15 protein-coding genes and 1 tRNA gene are annotated in these 17,784 nt (G+C 70.4%); 10 read left to right on the top strand and 6 right to left on the bottom strand.

What is annotated here, in order from left to right; all coding sequences use genetic code 11:
- Positions 1 to 17: 17 nt before the first annotated feature.
- Genes HNR22_RS14110 through HNR22_RS14100 form a run of 3 tightly spaced genes read left to right on the top strand, consistent with a single transcriptional unit; the run spans position 18 to position 3,293 of the window.
- Complete coding sequence (locus HNR22_RS14110) at positions 18 to 467, top strand: helix-turn-helix domain-containing protein (RefSeq protein WP_179780769.1); 450 nt, start codon at positions 18 to 20, stop codon at positions 465 to 467.
- A 5-nt stretch (positions 468 to 472) separates the two neighbouring features.
- The gene (locus HNR22_RS14105; protein ID WP_179780768.1) at positions 473 to 883 is read left to right on the top strand and encodes a VOC family protein; all 411 of its coding nucleotides are present in this window, start codon (positions 473 to 475) and stop codon (positions 881 to 883) included.
- 28 nt (positions 884 to 911) lie between these two features.
- The gene (locus HNR22_RS14100; RefSeq protein ID WP_179780767.1) at positions 912 to 3,293 is read left to right on the top strand and encodes an ATP-binding cassette domain-containing protein; all 2,382 of its coding nucleotides are present in this window, start codon (positions 912 to 914) and stop codon (positions 3,291 to 3,293) included.
- Between the two features lie 22 nt (positions 3,294 to 3,315).
- On the opposite strand, the gene HNR22_RS14095 is transcribed toward HNR22_RS14100, so the two are convergent.
- A complete protein-coding gene (locus HNR22_RS14095; RefSeq protein WP_179780766.1) occupies positions 3,316 to 3,942 on the bottom strand; it encodes a TetR/AcrR family transcriptional regulator in 627 nt (208 codons plus the stop codon).
- Between the two features lie 123 nt (positions 3,943 to 4,065).
- On the opposite strand from HNR22_RS14095, the gene HNR22_RS14090 reads away from it, so the two are divergent.
- Positions 4,066 to 6,201, top strand: coding sequence for an ABC transporter permease (locus tag HNR22_RS14090; protein ID WP_179780765.1), 2,136 nt, complete (start codon positions 4,066 to 4,068; stop codon positions 6,199 to 6,201).
- A 56-nt stretch (positions 6,202 to 6,257) separates the two neighbouring features.
- Here HNR22_RS14090 and HNR22_RS14085 read toward each other — a convergent pair whose 3' ends face one another.
- Positions 6,258 to 6,683: a VOC family protein gene (locus HNR22_RS14085; protein ID WP_179780764.1), complete on the bottom strand. Its 426-nt coding sequence runs from the start codon at positions 6,681 to 6,683 to the stop codon at positions 6,258 to 6,260.
- A 107-nt stretch (positions 6,684 to 6,790) separates the two neighbouring features.
- Between HNR22_RS14085 and HNR22_RS14080 the strand changes: the two genes are divergently transcribed.
- Together HNR22_RS14080 and HNR22_RS14075 are read left to right on the top strand one after the other, a co-directional pair.
- On the top strand, positions 6,791 to 7,759 hold the full coding sequence (locus HNR22_RS14080; RefSeq protein WP_179780763.1) for a helix-turn-helix transcriptional regulator: 969 nt from the start codon (positions 6,791 to 6,793) through the stop codon (positions 7,757 to 7,759).
- Between the two features lie 195 nt (positions 7,760 to 7,954).
- Positions 7,955 to 8,737 (top strand): peptidoglycan DD-metalloendopeptidase family protein, encoded by a 783-nt coding sequence (locus HNR22_RS14075; RefSeq protein WP_179780762.1) that lies wholly within the window; start codon positions 7,955 to 7,957, stop codon positions 8,735 to 8,737.
- Positions 8,738 to 8,842: 105 nt separating this feature from the next.
- On the opposite strand, the gene HNR22_RS14070 is transcribed toward HNR22_RS14075, so the two are convergent.
- From HNR22_RS14070 to HNR22_RS14055, 4 genes are all read right to left on the bottom strand, one after another.
- A tRNA-Arg gene (locus HNR22_RS14070) sits at positions 8,843 to 8,917 on the bottom strand.
- Positions 8,918 to 9,009: 92 nt separating this feature from the next.
- Positions 9,010 to 9,705: a winged helix-turn-helix domain-containing protein gene (locus HNR22_RS14065; protein ID WP_179780761.1), complete on the bottom strand. Its 696-nt coding sequence runs from the start codon at positions 9,703 to 9,705 to the stop codon at positions 9,010 to 9,012.
- A gap of 899 nt (positions 9,706 to 10,604) precedes the next feature.
- Entirely contained in the window at positions 10,605 to 11,273 is a 669-nt protein-coding gene (locus HNR22_RS14060) for a DUF305 domain-containing protein (RefSeq protein WP_179780760.1), read from the bottom strand.
- 8 nt (positions 11,274 to 11,281) lie between these two features.
- Positions 11,282 to 12,091, bottom strand: coding sequence for a thioredoxin-like domain-containing protein (locus tag HNR22_RS14055; RefSeq protein WP_141910951.1), 810 nt, complete (start codon positions 12,089 to 12,091; stop codon positions 11,282 to 11,284).
- A 97-nt stretch (positions 12,092 to 12,188) separates the two neighbouring features.
- Between HNR22_RS14055 and argS the strand changes: the two genes are divergently transcribed.
- The 4 genes from argS (at position 12,189) to thrC (ending at position 17,750) form a co-directional block, all read left to right on the top strand.
- Positions 12,189 to 13,856 (top strand): arginine--tRNA ligase, encoded by a 1,668-nt coding sequence (gene argS, locus HNR22_RS14050; RefSeq protein ID WP_179780759.1) that lies wholly within the window; start codon positions 12,189 to 12,191, stop codon positions 13,854 to 13,856.
- A 1-nt stretch (position 13,857) separates the two neighbouring features.
- Positions 13,858 to 15,243, top strand: coding sequence for a diaminopimelate decarboxylase (gene lysA / locus HNR22_RS14045; protein ID WP_179780758.1), 1,386 nt, complete (start codon positions 13,858 to 13,860; stop codon positions 15,241 to 15,243).
- Positions 15,244 to 15,251: 8 nt separating this feature from the next.
- Complete coding sequence (locus HNR22_RS14040) at positions 15,252 to 16,562, top strand: homoserine dehydrogenase (RefSeq protein WP_172862230.1); 1,311 nt, start codon at positions 15,252 to 15,254, stop codon at positions 16,560 to 16,562.
- 138 nt (positions 16,563 to 16,700) lie between these two features.
- Complete coding sequence (gene thrC / locus HNR22_RS14035; RefSeq protein ID WP_099848224.1) at positions 16,701 to 17,750, top strand: threonine synthase; 1,050 nt, start codon at positions 16,701 to 16,703, stop codon at positions 17,748 to 17,750.
- Positions 17,751 to 17,784: the final 34 nt, after the last annotated feature.

Genomic DNA, 17,784 nt, shown 5'->3' with positions numbered 1-17,784 from the left:
GTGGCACGATTTCCCAGGTGAGCAGCAAACCCGACGCGACCCAGCGACTGGGCGACCTGGCGCGGCTGCGCCGGGTCCGCGACCGGATCGACCGGGAGTACGCGTCTCCGCTGGACGTCGAGGCGCTCGCCCGTGGCGCGCACATGTCGGCGGGGCACCTCAGCCGCGAGTTCCGGCTCGCCTATGGCGAATCCCCATACAGCTACCTCATGACACGACGGATCGAGCGGGCCATGGCGCTGCTGCGTCGTGGCGACCTGAGCGTCACCGATGTCTGTTTCGCGGTGGGCTGTTCGTCGCTGGGCACCTTCAGCACCCGCTTCACCGAGCTGGTCGGCGCGCCGCCCAGCGTCTACCGCCGTCAGGCGGCGCAGGCGACGGCGGGGATGCCGTCGTGCGTGGCGAAGCAGGTGACCAGACCGATCAGGAATCGAGAAGCGCGGGTCACGGAGCCGCAACTAGCGTGACGGCCATGGACATCACCATTCACTCCAGCTTCCTTCCGCACACCGATCCGGACGCCTCCCTGGCCTTCTACCGCGACATCCTCGGCTTCGAGGTCCGCCTCGACGTCGGGTACGAGGGGATGCGCTGGATCACTGTCGGGCCGGTCGGCCAGCCCAGCACAGCCATCGTCCTGCACCCGCCGGCCGCCAACCCGGGCATCACGGACGCCGAGCGGCAGACCATCCTTGAGCTGATGGCCAAGGGCAGCTACTTCGGTGTCAACCTCGCCACCACCGATCTGGACGCCACGTTCGCGAAGCTGGAGGCCAGCGACGCCGAGGTCGTCCAGGAGCCGACCGAGCAGCCGTACGGTGTGCGCGACTGCGCCTTCCGCGACCCCGCCGGCAATATGATCCGCATCCAGCAAGTGCGCTGAGTCGTCCCGCCCGACAGATGGAGACACGATGAGCACGGCCACCCAGCCGTCCGCGCCGCACGTTGCCGACAGCCACGACCTGATCCGGGTGCAGGGCGCGCGCGTCAACAACCTCAAGGACGTCAGTGTCGAGATCCCGAAGCGGCGGCTGACGGTGTTCACGGGTGTCTCCGGCTCCGGCAAGAGCTCGCTGGTGTTCGGCACCATCGCCGCCGAGTCGCAGCGGATGATCAACGAGACGTACAGCGCGTTCGTGCAGGGTTTCATGCCGACGTTGGCGCGGCCCGAGGTCGACCTGCTGGACGGCCTGACCACGGCGATCATCGTGGACCAGGAGCGGATGGGCGCCAACTCGCGGTCCACCGTCGGCACCGCCACCGACGCCAACGCGATGCTGCGCATCCTGTTCAGCCGGCTCGGGCAGCCGCAGATCGGCTCGCCCAACGCGTACTCCTTCAATGTCCCCTCGGTGAAGGCGACCGGTGCGATCACCGTCGAGCGTGGCGCTGGCAGGACGAAGACCGAGAAGGCGACCTTCACCCGTCTCGGCGGCATGTGTCCGCGGTGCGAGGGCATGGGCGCGGTCACCGACATCGACCTGTCGGCGCTGTACGACGACAGCCTCTCGCTCAACGAGGGCGCGATCACGATCCCCGGTTACAGCATGGAGGGCTGGTACGGCCGGATCTTCCGTGGCTGCGGCTACTTCGACCCGGACAAGCCGATCGGCAAGTTCACCAAGCGGGAGCAGCACGACCTGCTCCACCGGGAGCCGACCAAGATCAAGGTCGACGGCATCAACCTGACGTACGCGGGTCTGATCCCGTCGATCCAGAAGTCCTTCCTCTCCAAGGACGTCGACGCGTTGCAGCCACACATCCGCGCCTTCGTGGAGCGGGCGGTGACCTTCACGACGTGCCCCGACTGTGCCGGCACCCGGCTCAGCAAGGAGGCCCTGTCGTCGAAGATCAAGGGAAAGAACATCGCCGACGCCTGCGCGATGCAGATCAGTGACCTGGCCGCCTGGGTACGCGGGATCAAGGAGCCGTCGGTGACCCCGTTGCTGACGGGGCTGCAACACCTCCTGGACTCGTTCGAGGAGATCGGCCTGGGTTACCTGTCCCTCGACCGGCCGTCGGGCACCCTCTCCGGTGGCGAGGCGCAGCGCACCAAGATGATCCGCCACCTGGGCTCCTCGCTCACCGACGTCACCTACGTCTTCGACGAGCCGACGATCGGGCTGCACCCGCACGACATCCAGCGGATGAACGAGCTGCTGCTCCAACTGCGCGACAAGGGCAACACCGTGCTGGTCGTGGAGCACAAGCCGGAGGCCATCGCCATCGCCGACCACATCGTCGATCTCGGTCCCGGCGCCGGCACGGACGGCGGGACCGTCTGCTACGAGGGCACCCTGGAGGGTCTGCGCGCCAGCGGCACCATCACCGGCCGCCACCTCGACGACCGGGCGACCCTCAAGGAGATGGTCCGCACGCCCACCGGCAAGCTGGAGATCCGTGGCGCGACGGCCAACAACCTGCGCGACGTCGACGTCGACGTGCCGCTCGGCGTGCTCGTCGTCGTCACCGGCGTCGCCGGCTCCGGCAAGAGCTCCCTGGTGCACGCGTCGATCCCCGCCGGAGCGGGAGTGGTGTCGATCGACCAGGGCGCGATCCGGGGCTCACGGCGGAGCAACCCGGCCACGTACACCGGGCTGTTGGACCCGATCCGTAAGGCGTTCGCGAAGGCCAACGGTGTGAAGCCGGCGCTGTTCAGCGCCAACTCCGAGGGTGCCTGCCCGAGCTGCAACGGTGCCGGTGTCATCTACACCGACCTGGGGATGATGGCCGGCGTCGCCGCTCCCTGCGAGGACTGCGAGGGCAAGCGGTTCCAGGCGTCGGTGCTGGAATACCGTTTCGGCGGTCGTGACATCAGTGAGGTGCTGGCGATGTCGGTGACCGAGGCCGAAAAGTTCTTCGGGGCCGGCGAGGCGCGTACACCCGCCGCGCACGCCATCCTCGACCGGCTCGCCGAAGTCGGGCTCGGCTACCTCAGCCTGGGGCAGCCGCTCACGACCCTGTCCGGCGGCGAGCGGCAGCGGCTCAAGCTGGCCACCCACATGGCCGAGAAGGGCGGCGTCTACGTCCTCGACGAGCCGACCACCGGCCTGCACCTGGCCGACGTCGAGCAGTTGCTCGGCCTGCTCGACCGCCTCGTCGACTCCGGCAAGTCGGTGATCGTCATCGAGCACCACCAGGCGGTCATGGCCCACGCCGACTGGATCATCGACCTCGGTCCGGGCGCCGGCCACGACGGTGGCCGGATCGTCTTCGAGGGCACCCCGGCCGACCTCGTCGCCGGTCGCTCCACCCTCACCGGCGAGCACCTGGCGGCGTACGTCGCCAGGTGAGCCCGTGGGCGGCGACCGTCGATCAGCGCTCCGCTCGGCGTGGCCGGCTGATGGGGGCGCTGAGCATTCCGGTGATGGCGTCGACGAGGAAGTCGCCGACCTCGGGCCATCGCGGGTCTTCACCGTTGCGTTCGGCGCGCGCCTCGACCTCGGCCGTCGTGGTGCTGACGATGCGGGTGATCAGGAGCGCCCGGCCGGCGACCACCTCCGGGTCGAGGTGCCGTAGCCGCGCGGCCAGTGACTCGCGCAGCTCCAGTGCCTGTGGCGTGGTGTCCTGGGCTTCCCGCATGATCGGCTGGGTGGCGGGGTTGTGCAGCATGTGTTCCAGGAACCGGGCGCGCCAGCTCGGGCGCGGCAGCTGGTCGAGGACCCGCATGCTCGGCTCCACGAGACCGCGGATGTCGCCGAGGACGGAGTCCTCGGGTGGGGGCATTCCCTCGCGTTGTGCCGCCACGTCGCGCACGTGGCGGGCCATCAGCGCCTTCAGCAGGCCCTCGCGCCCGCCGAAGTAGTAGCGCACCGCCGAGTGGTTGGTGTTGCCGGCCGCCTCGGCCACCCTGCGGTCGGAGACCTCGGCGACTCCCGACTCGGCGAACAGCCGCTCCGCCGCGTCCAGCAGCGCGGTGCGGGCCGCCTCGGACCGCCTCATGACCGGCCCCCTCGTGTCCTCGCCCGGATGTGACTCAGGTCAACCTAGCCGGATTCCCGGTCCCGGCATCCGCCGCCTACAGTTTGTAAGTCAACTGGCGTACAAACATGAGCTGGAGCGTGCATGGATACCGAAGCCGTGATCGAGGCTGCCGACGTGGTGGACGGCCGCCCGCCCGGCGCGGACCGCAAGGAACAGATCATCCGAATGGTCGCCCTGTTCGTGATGCCGTTCCTCATGGTCACCATGATGTTCGCGACCTACATGTCGACCATGCACTCACCGCACCCCCGGGACATGCCGGTCGCGGTCGTCGGCAGCGGCGCCACGGCGCAGGCCGTCGTCGACGGGCTCAACGCCGCTGACAGCACCGAGGCCACCCTGGTGGCCACCCGCGACGACGCGGTCGACCTGCTGCACGACCAGGAAGCCACCGGCGCGCTCGTCCTGCCCACCGACGGCAGCGCCAACGCCACCATCCTCACCGCCTCGGCGGCCGGCGCCTCACAGAACGCCACCGTCCAGCAGTTGCTCGCGCCCGTGGCCTTCCAGAACAGCTGGCAGACCACCACCGAGGACGTCGCACCGCTACCCGCCGGTGACTCGGCCGGCATCGCGGTCCTGTTCGCCGCGATGGGCATGATGCTGGCCGGGTACGTGCCACTGAGCATCATGGTGATGGGCGTCCCCCACCTGCTGCGGCTGCGACGGTTCCTGCCCGTGCTGGCCGGCTGGTCCGCGTTCACCAGCTCGATCATCTGGCTCATCCTCGGGCCCATCGTGGGTGCCGTCGACGGCCACTACCTCACCTTCCTCGGCGTCGGCATGCTCGCCACCGCGGCCGTCGGCCTGGCCCAGCTGCTGCTCTCCAAGCTGATCGGGCCCCTCGCGGTGCTGCCCGGCATGCTGCTCTGGGTCGTGTTCGGCATGCCGGCGTCGAACCTTGCCCTGTCCGTGCACAACATGCCCGGCTTCTTCCAGTTCCTGCACGGCGTGCTGCCGCTCCCGGCGGCCGGTGAGGCACTGCGCTCGGTCCTGTACTTCGACGGCAACGGCCTGGGCACCCACCTGATCGTCCTGGCCGTCTGGATCGTCGCCGCCCTCGCGCTCTGCCTGCTCAAGGAGCGGAGCGCGAGCGGGAAGATGATCCCCGGCGTTCCGCCGATCAGCCACCCCGACGCGAAGGCGCCCGCGCTCGCCGGCGGGCCGCCGCGCTCCAAGCGATTCCGGTACGTGGCCGCGGCCGGCTTCCCGCTGGCCATCCTCGTGGTCGTCGTGGGCGCCATGGGGTTCTCCATGCACAAACCGCAACCGCACGACATCCCGGTCGTCGTGGTCGCCGCCGCCCCGGGGCAGGCTCAGCAGACCGCTGCCGGTCTCAACGCACAGCTCGACGGCATCCTCGACGTGACCGTCGCCGACACCGCCGATGAGGCCACCGAGCAGATCCGCTCCCGCGAGGTGGTCGCCGCCTTCGTCCTGCCGTCGGCACCGGGCGCTCCGGCGACGCTCTTCTCGGCGTCCGCCGCCAACGCCAGCCAGCAGTCCGCGATCCGCGCGATCTTCCAGCCGATCACCGCGGCCCAGGGCCTCCCGCTCACGCTCACCGACGTGCAACCCCTGAGCGAGACCGACACCGGCGGCAGCAACAGCATGTACGTCGGCATGTCCTGGATCATGGCCGGTTTCCTGTTCCTGGCCGTGCTGCGCGGCGGCGCCCCGCACGTGCGCCGTTTGCGCCAGTTCCTGCCGCTGCTGGGCGGCTGGGCGATCGGCATGTCCGTCTGGCTGTGGTTCCTCTTCGACGTCCTCATCGGCGCGATCAGCGGCAACGCCCTGGAGACGATCGCCTACGGCGCCCTGACCATCTTCTCGGTCTCCCTGGCAACCGGAGTGCTCACCCGCACCGTCGGCCTGGCGGGCATCATCCCGATGATGGTGGTGCTGATGATGGCCGGCGTGCCCGCCTCCGGCGGTGGCATGTCGGTGTACCTGGTCCCCGAGGTGTTCCGCCCCCTCCAGGACGTGCTGCCGCTGCCCGCGGCGGTCGACATCGCCCGATCGCTGCGGTATTTCGACGGCGTCGGCGTCGGGCAGAACCTGCTGGTCATCGCCATCTGGGGCGCTGTCGGGCTCGTCGGAAACCTGGTGATCGACCAGTGGCTCAAACGCCGTGAGCGCCGCTCGGACTCCGGCGGCCCGGACGCGGGCACGGCACCCGAGGCGCACCTGAGGTTGGTGCCGGCCGAGGCGCACTGAGCGGCACCGGGCCCACCGCCGATCCCTCGCGATCGGCGGTGGGCCGTTCCCTGTGGTCAGGCGGGGTTGTACTCGACGGCGACGTCGAGCACCCAGGTGACGCCGAACGGGTCGGTGAGCATGCCGTAGAGGGGAGCCCAGCCGGCGGGCGCGAGGTCGACCAGGATGGTCGAGCCCTCGCTCAGCTTCTTCCAGTAGCCGGTGATCTCGTCGGCGTCGCTGCCCCGGACCGAGACGAAGAACGGAGTCTCGCCCTGGCTCCACGGCCGGGCCGACGGCACGTCGTACGCCATGATCTGGAAGCCCTCGGCGGACGTGACCTGACCCCACATGATCTGGTCGGCCTCGTCCGGGTTCTGCACGTTTTGGGCGTCGGCGTAGGTCACCGCGGCGAGGTCCCCGCCGAAGACGGCCCGGTAGAAGTCGAGGGCGGCCCGCGCGTTGCCCCGAAGGTTGATGTGCGCGACGGTGTTGATGCTCATTGCTGCTCCTCGTGTGACGTGGCCCGTGGCTGTTGCCCGGGTCCGACGCCGACGATGGCAGGGGTAGCGGTCAGGTTGTGGCCGCTACCTGGAGCAGACTCGGATGCATGGCCACGACCTCCGCGAGACTGCTGTCGCTGCTCTCGCTCCTGCAGGCCCGACGTGACTGGCCGGGCGGCCTTCTGGCCGAGAGGCTGGACGTGAGCCCGCGTACGGTGCGACGCGACGTCGACCGGCTGCGCGAGCTCGGCTACCCGATCACAGCCTTCAAGGGGCCGGACGGCGGGTACCGGCTCGACGCGGGCGCCCAACTGCCACCGCTGCTGTTCGACGACGTGCAGGCTGTCGCCATCGCCGTCGCGCTCCAGGTGGCAGCCCTCTCCGGGGCGGACATCCAGGAGGGCGCGGCGCGAGCGCTGAACACCATGCGGCAGGTCATGCCCAGCCGGCTGCGGCACCGCATCGACGCCCTCCAGGTCACCGCCGTCGGACAACCCGCCACCGGACCGGACTCCCCGGTCGACAGCACCGTGCTGACAGCCATCGGCGCGGCCGTCCACACCCACGAGGTTCTGCGCTTCGACTACGCCTCGACGAGCGCCGCCACCGACGCGCCGCCCCGCCGCGTGGAGCCCCACCACCTCGTCACCTGGAAGGGGCGCTGGTATCTCGTCGCCTGGGACCTCGACCGGGACGACTGGCGAACCTTCCGCTGTGACCGGGTCAGCCCGCGTACCCCGACCGGACCACGCTTCACCCCACGACAACTGCCCATGGGAGACGTGGCCACGTACGTCACGGGCCGCTTCCGAGGTTCGACCGACACCTCGGCGTGGCCCTGCGTGGGCGAGGTCATCCTCGGCCTTCCCGTCGCCGTCGTCGCCGCGTACACCCGCGACGGGCTTGTCGAGGAACTCGGCCCCGACCGCTGCAAGCTCGTAGAGGGCTCCTGGTCCTGGGTCGGCCTCGCAGCCGCGCTCGCCAGGTTCGACGCGGACATCGAGGTGATCGGGCCGGCCGAGCTCAAGGCTGCCTTCGCGGGGCTCGCCCGCCGCTACGCCGAAGCAGCAGGATGACGGCAGGTTGCCGACACCCACCGTGCGGTAGAGCAAAGGATGCCCGGAGCAACAGTCTTGACAGGGCACACATTGATCACCTTAAGATCCACACTACCGCGAACGGGCTCATCGCTACTGCTCCATGTTGAACGTTGAGCACCCGCGTTCCGATTCCGAGCGAGGACGTCTGTGCGGCAAGCCGAAGGAGCAGCGGTGGACATCGGGCACTCGCCGCAGCACATCAACCGTCGTCATCTGCTCGGCGTGATCACGGCCGCACTCGCCGCCGGTGTCATCCCGGAGGCGTGGCTCGCGGAAGCGGCGTACGGCGCCACACCCCGGTGGAACCGCCCGTTCGACAAGTGGGTCCCGATCACGTCGTCGTTCGGGTCGCGGACGGACCCGATCACCGGCGAGACGAAGTATCACGCCGGCACCGACTACAGCTACTCCGGGATCCTCGGCTATCCGATCCGGTCGATCGCCGCCGGCACGGTCACGAGCGCCGCTTACAGCGCGAGCGGTTATGGGAACTACGTGGTCATCACCCACGCCGATGGCTGGCAGAGCCTCTACGGGCACATGCGGGACACTCCCGTGGTCCGGACGGGCGCGCAGGTCGCCGCCGGGCAGCAGGTCGGCGTGGTCGGCACGACCGGTCGCTCGACCGGGCCGCACCTGCACCTCGAGGTGTTCCGCCCCAACGGCTCGCTGGTCGACCCGGAGTCGATCCTCACGGGCGCGCCCTACGCCGGGGCACCCGGATCACCCCCCGAAGTTCTCACCAAGGACGGATTGATGTATCTCATCTGGAGCACCTCCGGCACTGGTTTCCTGGTCACCCCCAACCGCGTCATCGGGTTCCGGACATTGGCCCACTACAACCTGTTCAAGCGGATCATCAACTCCAACCAGGCCGCCGCCCAGCCGGACACCTTCAACCTGGCCGAGATCGACATCATCAACGCGTACCTGAACGGGACCGTGCCGGCCTGACAGCCGGCAGCGATCGGGTCTCCGGCGGGCCCGGACGGTCGGGAACACGAAAATGGCCTCTGACCTGGTTTCCTGGTCAGAGGCCTTTCTGTGTTGCTCGAGCAGTGGTGCCCCCGGCAGGATTCGAACCTGCGCCCCCGCCTCCGGAGGGCGGTGCTCTATCCCCTGAGCTACGGGGGCTCAGCGACTGGAGAAGACTAGCAAACCCTCCCCGCGTACGCCGAATCGGTATCGGGTGAGCCGATCGTGTCGGTAACCGGCCCACCCGGTGCTCAGGCCGCCGCGATCGCCCGCCCGCAACTGGGTAGCGGGTGCAGGACGATTCGCCGGGGGAGCCGACGCGGCCACTCGTTGCGCGGCCATGAGCCGTCCACGATCAGGTGCACGGTGCGCTGCTCCTCGCCGCTGAGCCGCAGCACGAAGTCGCGGGGGAGCGGCGGGTCCACCGTCGGCGTGGTGATCATGAAGCGCACCCGGCCACGGGACGAGACCGCGGAGATCACGTCCGCCGCCGGCATGGTGCCGCGCAGTCGGACCCGGCCGATCCAGTAGACCTCCGCGAGGTGCTCCTGCGCGGCCCGGGTGATCGCCGGGTACTCACTGCGGACCCAGCGCTCGACCGCGCTGACGCAGAGCCCGCAGGCCCGCTCGCGAGGCTCGCGCGGACCCAACCCCCAGGCCCGCAGGTACGCCCCGACCGCGCCAGCGTCCAACGGCAGGTCGAAGCGCCGCTGGATGAGCGTGGTGAGGCTCTGCCGCGTCCACAGCTCCTCGTCCAGGCCGAACTCGTCGGGGTGGACGCCCCGCAGTGTGTCGATCAGTTCGAGTTCCTGTTCGCGGCTGAGCATTCCCGGCTCGCCCTGCCGCTGTCCGCGACGGACGGCTGCCACCGCCCCGTCACCGCCAATGGTGTGGCGTCGGCACCAGCTGGTGACCGAACGCCGTGCGTCTCTGAGTGCAACCCCCACGTCTTGGGCAACGAGCCCGAATCGCAACTGGTCACGATATGTGCGGAGAAAACTCTCTAAGCAACGTAATCGCCCGTGCCTCGCGATTCCCCCACAACGGACAAATGGTTGCTTTCAGGGCGCGAGTCAGTGTTCGCGCGCCTTGATCGACTCGGGTTTCAAGAAGTCGGGCTGTCCCGCTCATGTCGACACCCCAGTTTCCTGAAACCCGAGTCGATCATCCGCCGGGTGGCCGGGTGGCCGGGTGGCCGGGTGGCCGGGTGACCGGGTGGCCGGGTGGCCGGGTGGCCGGGAAGTTCGGGCCGTGGGGGAGTTCGGAAGGCGGGTGGTGTCCGGGGCGCATGCAGGCGGGCGTGCCCGTTGATCGACTCGGGTTCCTGAAAGTTGGGGTGTCACGGTCGCCTTGACAGCCCGGCTTTCTGAAAGTCGAGTCGATCATCGGCGAGGTGGCGAGGTGGCGAGGTGGCGAGGTGGCGAGGTGGCGAGGTGGCGAGGTGGCGAGGTGGCGAGGTGGCGAGGTGGCGGGGAAGGTCGGCACGTCCGGGTGGCGGGCAGGCCCGATTGGCCGGGGTGAGGCGCAAGCTGGCCGGTGCGCGCGTTGATCGACTCGGGTTTCTGGAAGTCGGGGTGTCCCGGTCACGTCGACAGCCCGGTTTCCTGAAACCCGAGTCGATCATGGGCGGTGCCGCGTGTCGGCTGGGCGTGGGCTGGACTTGGGCGTGGGCCGGGCCGGGCGTGGGCCGGGCGTGGGCGTGGGCCGGGCATGGGCTGGACTTGGCGTGGGCCGGGCGTGGGCCGAGGGCGTGGGCGGGGCCGGGCATGGGCGGGGGTGGTACGGGGCGGGCCCGCGTCCCGCCTTCGTGTGGCGGAGACGCGGGCCCGGTGTGCCCGTGGGTCGGTCAGCCCTTGGCCTGCGCCTGGAGCTGCCGGAGGTTGTTCAGCTCGGTCTGCTGGGTGGCCTTCATCGTCCGAGCCACCCGCAGCACCTCGTCGTTGTCGGTCTCGCCGAGGGCCGCGTCGATCATGTGGATGCCGCCGAGGTGGTGGTCGTACATCAGGGCCAGGAACTGCCGGTCGACCTCGATGCCCTTGGCGTCGCGCAGGGCGGTCATCTGCTGCGGGGTGGCCATCCCGGGCATCAGCCCGTTCTTGACAGTGGCTCCGTCGGACATCCACGACATGGGTGGCTGCGACCCGGTGGGGCTCAGGTCCCATTCGCGCAGCCAGGTCTGCATGGCGCCGATCTCGCCCTGCTGCCCGGTGGCGATGTCGACGGCGATCTGCCGCACTTCGGGGAGGGTGGCCGACCGGTACGCGATCAGGCTCATCTCCACCGCCTGCGCGTGGTGGGTCGTCATGTCCCGGGCGAAGCCCGCCTCGACCGACGCGTCACCGGGTCGGGTGAGGCGCGGGGTGAGCAGACCGCCCGCGTACCCGAGGAGCAACCCCACCACCACCATGACGGCGAGCGCCAGCACGCCGTAGCGCGACGCCGGCGCCCGGCCGTCCTCGTCCGGGACGGCCGGGGTGTCGTCGTACTCGTTGTCGGTGGTGGCGGGGGCAGTCATCGCCGTCCTTACTGAGTGGGCTGCTGCTGGAGCTCACGCGGCGTGGTGCCGGTGGCGGTGATACCCGTGTTGCAGAGCGCCGTCGGGCCCTCGACGGAGGCGTTCACCCGCAGGTCCTTGATGAACTCGTCGATCCGCGAGTCGTCGGCGTTGTCGACCTTGAGCTGGTAGCCCCAGGCCTGCAGCGAGATCGGCTTGTCCAGGCCCTCGTACGGGCTCATCAGCGTCTTCTCGACGCCGCGGACCTTGCCGGCGAGCTTGTCGACCTGGTCCTTGGGGAGGTCGGGCCGGTAGGTGATCCACACGGCGCCGTGCTCCAGGCTGTGCACCGCGTGCTCGTTGGCGATCGGGGCGTCGTAGACGTCGCCCATGCAGTTCTGCCAGGCGGCGTTGTGCACCCCACCCACGGGCGGCGAGTAGTTCCAGGTCAGCGGGCCCGACTTGTGCGACTCGTACTTCAGGCTGTCCGGGTCGGACTTGCGGATGTTGGCGATGCCGTCGATGGCGTTGGCCCGCTTGTCCCACGGCTTGGAGCCCTGGAACGACGCCCAGGCGCCGTAGCCGATGATGCCGGCCGCGAGGACGCCCACCGCGACGAAGAGCGCGATCGGGCCCCAGGCGCGGCCCTGGCTCACCTTGACCGGGGTGACCGGCTTACGAGGGCCCTTGCCACCTGCCCGGGGGGAGCCCGCCGGCTTGCCCGTCGGCTTGCCGGAACCGGCCTTGGCGCCGGCGGCGGGCCGGCCGGCGGCCGGCTTCTTGCCGGTGCTGACCACGGTCGGGCGGCGCTCAGGGCCACCCGGGGTGCTGATGCTCATCGTGCCTCGTCAAGTCGGTCGGTCAGGGGAGTGGCGGGCCGGATGACGCGCAGGGGAGCCGCCGAGTGCCCGAGTCTACCCCCGATAACATGGTTGGGTGACTCCTGCAGAACTAGCCTCGGTCGTCCTCGCCGCCGCCCACGCCGTCTTCGAGCAGCGTGGGCTGGACCGCGCCGCGTTGCCGGCGAGCACCGTGGTGGAGCGACCGCGCAACCCCGAGCACGGCGACTACGCCTCGACGCTCGCGCTGCAGTTGAGCAAGAAGGTGGGCGTCCCGCCTCGGGAGCTGGCGGCGGCCCTGGCCGACGAACTGGGCCGGGCATCGGGCGTCAAATCGGTCGAAATCGCCGGGCCGGGCTTCCTGAACATCCGGCTCGACGCGGCTGCGGCCGGTCAGCTCGCCCGGGTGATCGTCGAGGCCGGCGCGGAGTACGGGCGCAGTGACCGGCTGGCCGGCGAGAAGATCAACCTGGAGTTCGTCTCGGCCAACCCGACCGGGCCGGTGCACATCGGCGGGGTCCGCTGGGCTGCCGTCGGCGACGCGCTGAGCCGGCTGCTGCGGGCCACCGGCGCCGACGTCGGCACGGAGTACTACTTCAACGACGCGGGTTCGCAGATCGACCGGTTCGCCAGGTCGCTGCTCGCCGCAGCCAAGGGTGAGCCGGCGCCGGAGGACGGCTACGGCGGGGCGTACATCGCCGAAATCGCCACCGAGGTGCAGTCCCGCCGGCCGGAGGTGCGGACCCTCGACGACGACGCCGCCCAGGAGGTCTTCCGGGTCGAGGGCGTCGCGCTGATGTTCGACGAGATCCGCTCCTCGCTGCGTGACTTCGGGGTGGAGTTCGACACCTACTTCAACGAGAAGGACCTGCACGACCGGGGTGAGTTGGACCTCGCGTTGAACCGGCTGCGCCAGCAGGGGCACCTCTACGAGTCCGAGGGCGCGACCTGGCTGCGCACCACCGACTTCGGTGACGACAAGGACCGGGTGCTGCGCAAGTCCAACGGCGAGTGGACGTACTTCGCCGCGGACTGCGCCTACTACCTGGACAAGCGTGAGCGCGGCTTCGAGCGGGTCGTGATCATGCTGGGTGCCGACCACCACGGCTACATCGGTCGGATGAAGGCGATGGCCGCCTGCTTCGGCGACGACCCGGAGCGCAACCTGGAGATCCTCATCGGGCAGCTGGTCAACCTGCTGCGCGACGGCGCCCCGATGCGGATGAGCAAGCGGGCCGGCACCGTGATCACCCTGGAGGACCTGGTCGAGGCGATCGGCGTGGACGCCTCCCGGTACGCGTTGGCCCGCTACTCCAGCGACTCCCCGATCGACATCGATATCGAACTGTGGACCAGGGCGACGCGCGACAACCCGGTCTACTACGTGCAGTACGTGGCGGCCCGGACCGCGGGCGTGGCTCGCAACGCCGCCGAGGTGGGGCTGGTCCCGGGCGACGGGGACGCGTTCCGTCCCGAGCTGCTCGACCACGAGAAGGAGAACGAGCTGCTCAAGGCGCTCGCCGAGTTCCCCGCGGTGGTGGCCACGGCCGCCGAGCTGCGGGAGCCGCACCGGGTGGCCCGTTACCTGGAGGAGAGCGTCGCCGCCTCCTACCACCGGTTCTACGACAACTGCCGCGTGCTGCCGCTGGGCGACGAGGAGGTCACCGACCTGCACCGTGCCCGGCTGTGGCTCAACAACGCCACCCGCACGGTGATCGCCAACGGCCTGCACCTGCTCGGCGTCTCCGCTCCCGAGAGGATGTGACATGCGGGCTCATGAGGCTGGTGCGCTGCACGCGGACATCAGCAACCAGGGGCCGGCGTGGCTGCGTACCCCCGAGGACGTCAACGCCCTGATGCCGGCGCTGTGGCCGCGCAGCGTGACGCGGGAGGCCGACGGCGCGGTCGCCGTCGCGGGCCTGAGCGTCCGCGACATCGCGGCCGAGTTCGGCACCCCGGTGTACGTCCTGGACGAGGCCGACCTGCGCTCGCGCTGCCGCGACTTCCGGGCGGCCTTCCCGACCGAGGACATCTTCTACGCGGGCAAGGCGTTCCTCTGCCGGGCGGTGGTCCGGATGATCGCCGAGGAGGGCCTGCACCTGGACGTCTGCACCGGAGGTGAGTTGGCCACCGCGTTGTCGGCCGGTATGCCGCCGGAGCGGATCGGCTTCCACGGCAACAACAAGTCGGTCGCCGAGCTGTCCCGTGCGCTGGACGCCGGGGTGGGACGGATCATCGTCGACTCGTTCACCGAGATCGACCGGCTGACCGCGCTGGCCCGCGAGCGGGGGGTCCGGCCGCGGGTGCTGGTCCGGGTCACGGTCGGCGTCGAGGCGCACACCCACGAGTTCATCGCCACCGCCCACGAGGACCAGAAGTTCGGCTTCTCGCTGGCCGGCGGCGCCGCCGCGAACGCCGCGTTCAAGATCCTCGACGAGGGTGTGCTGGAGCTGCGCGGTCTGCACTCGCACATCGGCTCGCAGATCTTCGATGCCAGTGGCTTCGAGGTCTCGGCCCGCCGGGTGCTCGCCCTCCAGGCGCAGATCCGCGACGCGCGCGGGGTGGAGCTGCCCGAGCTGGACCTCGGCGGCGGCTTCGGCATCGCGTACACCTCCCAGGACGACCCGGCGACACCACAGGACCTGGCCAAGCGCCTCCGCAAGATCGTCGACTCGGAGTGCGCGGCGGAGAACCTGGCCGTGCCGCACCTGTCGATCGAGCCGGGGCGGGCCATCGTCGGGCCGGCCGTGTTCACCCTCTACGAGGTCGGCACGGTCAAGGAACTCGACGGCATCCGGACGTTCGTCAGCGTCGACGGCGGGATGAGCGACAACATCCGTACCGCCCTGTACGACGCGTCCTACTCGGCGACGCTGGCCTCGCGGGCCTCGACCGCGCAGCCGTTGCTCGCCCGCGTGGTGGGAAAGCACTGTGAGTCCGGGGACATCGTGGTGAAGGATGAATTCCTGCCCGCCGACGTGCAGGCCGGAGATCTTGTCGCGGTGCCCGGCACCGGTGCCTACTGCCGGAGCATGGCCAGCAACTACAACCACGTGCCCCGGCCACCGGTGGTCGCGGTACGCGACGGCCAGGCGCGCCTGATCGTCCGGCGGGAAACCGAAGAGGACCTGCTCGCATTGGATGTTGGATGACGTCACCTGTGCGCTTGGCGCTGCTCGGCTGCGGCACTGTCGGCCAGGAGGTGGTCCGGCTGCTGCACGAGCAGTCGGCCGACCTGGCCGCGCGGATCGGCGCTCCGTTGGAGATCGCCGGCATCGCCGTCCGTCGGCTCGGCCGTGACCGGGGTGACCTGCCGGTCGACGAGGACCTGTTCACCACCGACGCGCTCGGCCTGATCAAGCGCGACGACGTGGACGTGGTGATCGAGGTGGTCGGCGGCATCGAGCCGGCCCGAGGCTGGCTGGTCGAGGCGCTGCGCGCCGGCAAGAGCGTGGTCACCGCCAACAAGGCGCTGCTCGCCGAGGACGGCGTCGCTCTGCACGAGGCGGCGGCCGAGGGCGGCGGCGACCTCTACTACGAGGCGTCCGTGGCGGGGGCCATCCCGCTGCTGCGCCCGTTGCGGGAGTCACTGCACGGGGACCGGATCAACCGGGTCACCGGCATCGTCAACGGCACCACCAACTTCATCCTCTCCGCCATGGACGCGACCGGCGCCGGCTTCGCCGAGGCCCTCGAGGAGGCCACCGCACTGGGGTACGCGGAGGCCGACCCGACCGCCGACGTCGAGGGCTTCGACGCGGCGGCGAAGGCGGCGATCCTCGCCTCGCTGGCGTTCCACACCCGGGTCGGCGCGGCCGACGTGCACCGCGAGGGCATCACCGAGGTGACCGCCGCGGACATGGCCAGCGCCCAGGCGATGGGCTGCACGATCAAGTTGCTCTGCATCGCGGCTCGAGGCGTCGACGCCAGCGGTCGGGAGACCGTCAGCGTCCGGGTGCACCCGGCGATGATCCCGCGCAGCCACCCGCTGGCCAGCGTGGGCGACGCGTTCAACGCGGTCTTCGTGGAGGCGGACGCGGCCGGGCAGCTGATGTTCTACGGCCGGGGCGCCGGGGGTGCGCCGACCGCGAGCGCCGTGCTCGGTGACGTGGTCGCGGTGTCCCGCAACCGGCTCGCCGGGGTGCGCGCGGCCAGCGAGAGCGCGTACGCGGACCTGTCGGTCCGGCCGATGGGCGAGGCGTTGACCCGCTACCACGTCAGCCTCGACGTGGCCGACCGCCCTGGTGTGCTGGCCTCGGTGGCGAGCGTGTTCGCCCGGCACGACGTGTCGATCGCGACCGTTCGGCAGGGATCGGCGGGCGGGTCCCCGGGCCGGGACGGCGATGCCGAGCTGGTCATCGTCACGCACGTCGCGCCGGACGCCGCGCTCGCCGCGACCGTCGGTGAGCTGCGCGGTCTGGACATCGTCCGGTCGGTGACCAGCGTGCTGCGGGTCGAGGGCGGCGCCTGAGTCGTTGGACCATCGACGGGGCGGCTCGCGCGTCCCGCCAGGTGGGTAAGCCGGGGTGTGCGATCGACGGCTCGGGCAGGCTGGTCCAAGGTGACCCTGATGCCGGGTCGGCGCGGCGGTAGAGGCGAGGAGAACGACATGTGGCGGGGTCTGATCGAGGCGTACCGGGATCGGCTGCCGGTCACCGCGGCCACGCCGGTCGTCACGCTGCACGAGGGGAACACCCCGCTGTTGCCGGCGCCGGTGCTGTCCGCCCGGATCGGTTGTGACGTGCACCTCAAGGTGGAGGGCGCCAACCCGACCGGCTCGTTCAAGGACCGAGGGATGACCCTCGCGGTGTCCAAGGCGGTCGAGGCCGGCAACAAGGCCATCATCTGCGCTTCAACCGGAAACACCAGCGCCTCCGCCGCGGCGTACGCGGCCCGTGCCGGGTTGACCTGCGCGGTGCTGGTGCCGCAGGGCAAGATCGCGCTGGGCAAGCTGGCCCAGGCGTTGGTGCACGGCGCGAAGCTCCTCCAGGTGAGTGGCAACTTCGACGACTGCCTTTCGCTGGCCGCGAAGCTGGCCCAGGACCACCCGGTCGCGTTGGTCAACTCGGTCAACATCGATCGGCTGCACGGTCAGAAGACGGCCGCCTTCGAGATCGTCGAGGCGCTCGGTGACGCGCCCGACATCCACTGCCTGCCGGTCGGCAACGCTGGCAACATCTCCGCCTACTGGATGGGCTACGCGGAGGAGCGGGACGCGGGCACCACCACCCGGACGCCGAAGATGTACGGCTTCCAGGCCGCCGGGGCGGCCCCGATCGTGACCGGCCAGGTCGTGCCGGAGCCGTCGACCATCGCCACGGCGATCCGGATCGGCAACCCGGCGAGCTGGACCAAGGCGCTGGACGCCCGGGACACCTCCGGTGGCCTGATCGCCGCGGTGACCGACCGGGAGATCCTTTCCGCGTACCGGCTGCTCGCCCGCGAGGTGGGGGTCTTCGTCGAGTTGGGCAGCGCGGCGAGCGTGGCCGGCCTGCTCCAGCAGGCCGCGGCGGGCGCGGTGCCGCCCGGGTCGACGGTGGTCTGCACGGTGACCGGCCACGGTCTGAAGGACCCGGAGTGGGCGATCTCCACCGCGCCGGCGCCGTTGACCATCGCGAACGACCCGATGGCCGCGGCCCGCGCTCTCGACCTGGCCTGAACGCGCCACCGCCTGGTCGGTGACCGGCGGAAGC

This window comes from Micromonospora jinlongensis (genome assembly GCF_013410645.1).
Taxonomy (GTDB): domain Bacteria; phylum Actinomycetota; class Actinomycetes; order Mycobacteriales; family Micromonosporaceae; genus Micromonospora; species Micromonospora zamorensis.
This window is presented reverse-complemented; position numbering and strand designations above follow the sequence as displayed.

Bases quoted from the DNA above. Each gene is read 5' to 3' on its own strand.
- HNR22_RS14105 (WP_179780768.1), top strand. From the start codon at position 473: ATGGACATCACCATTCACTCCAGCTTCCTTCCGCACACCGATCCGGAC.
- HNR22_RS14100 (WP_179780767.1), top strand. From the start codon at position 912: ATGAGCACGGCCACCCAGCCGTCCGCGCCGCACGTTGCCGACAGCCAC.
- HNR22_RS14095 (WP_179780766.1), bottom strand. From the start codon at position 3,942: ATGAGGCGGTCCGAGGCGGCCCGCACCGCGCTGCTGGACGCGGCGGAG.
- HNR22_RS14090 (WP_179780765.1), top strand. From the start codon at position 4,066: ATGGATACCGAAGCCGTGATCGAGGCTGCCGACGTGGTGGACGGCCGC.
- HNR22_RS14085 (WP_179780764.1), bottom strand. From the start codon at position 6,683: ATGAGCATCAACACCGTCGCGCACATCAACCTTCGGGGCAACGCGCGG.
- HNR22_RS14080 (WP_179780763.1), top strand. From the start codon at position 6,791: ATGGCCACGACCTCCGCGAGACTGCTGTCGCTGCTCTCGCTCCTGCAG.
- HNR22_RS14060 (WP_179780760.1), bottom strand. From the start codon at position 11,273: ATGACTGCCCCCGCCACCACCGACAACGAGTACGACGACACCCCGGCC.
- HNR22_RS14055 (WP_141910951.1), bottom strand. From the start codon at position 12,091: ATGAGCATCAGCACCCCGGGTGGCCCTGAGCGCCGCCCGACCGTGGTC.
- lysA (WP_179780758.1), top strand. From the start codon at position 13,858: ATGCGGGCTCATGAGGCTGGTGCGCTGCACGCGGACATCAGCAACCAG.
- thrC (WP_099848224.1), top strand. From the start codon at position 16,701: ATGTGGCGGGGTCTGATCGAGGCGTACCGGGATCGGCTGCCGGTCACC.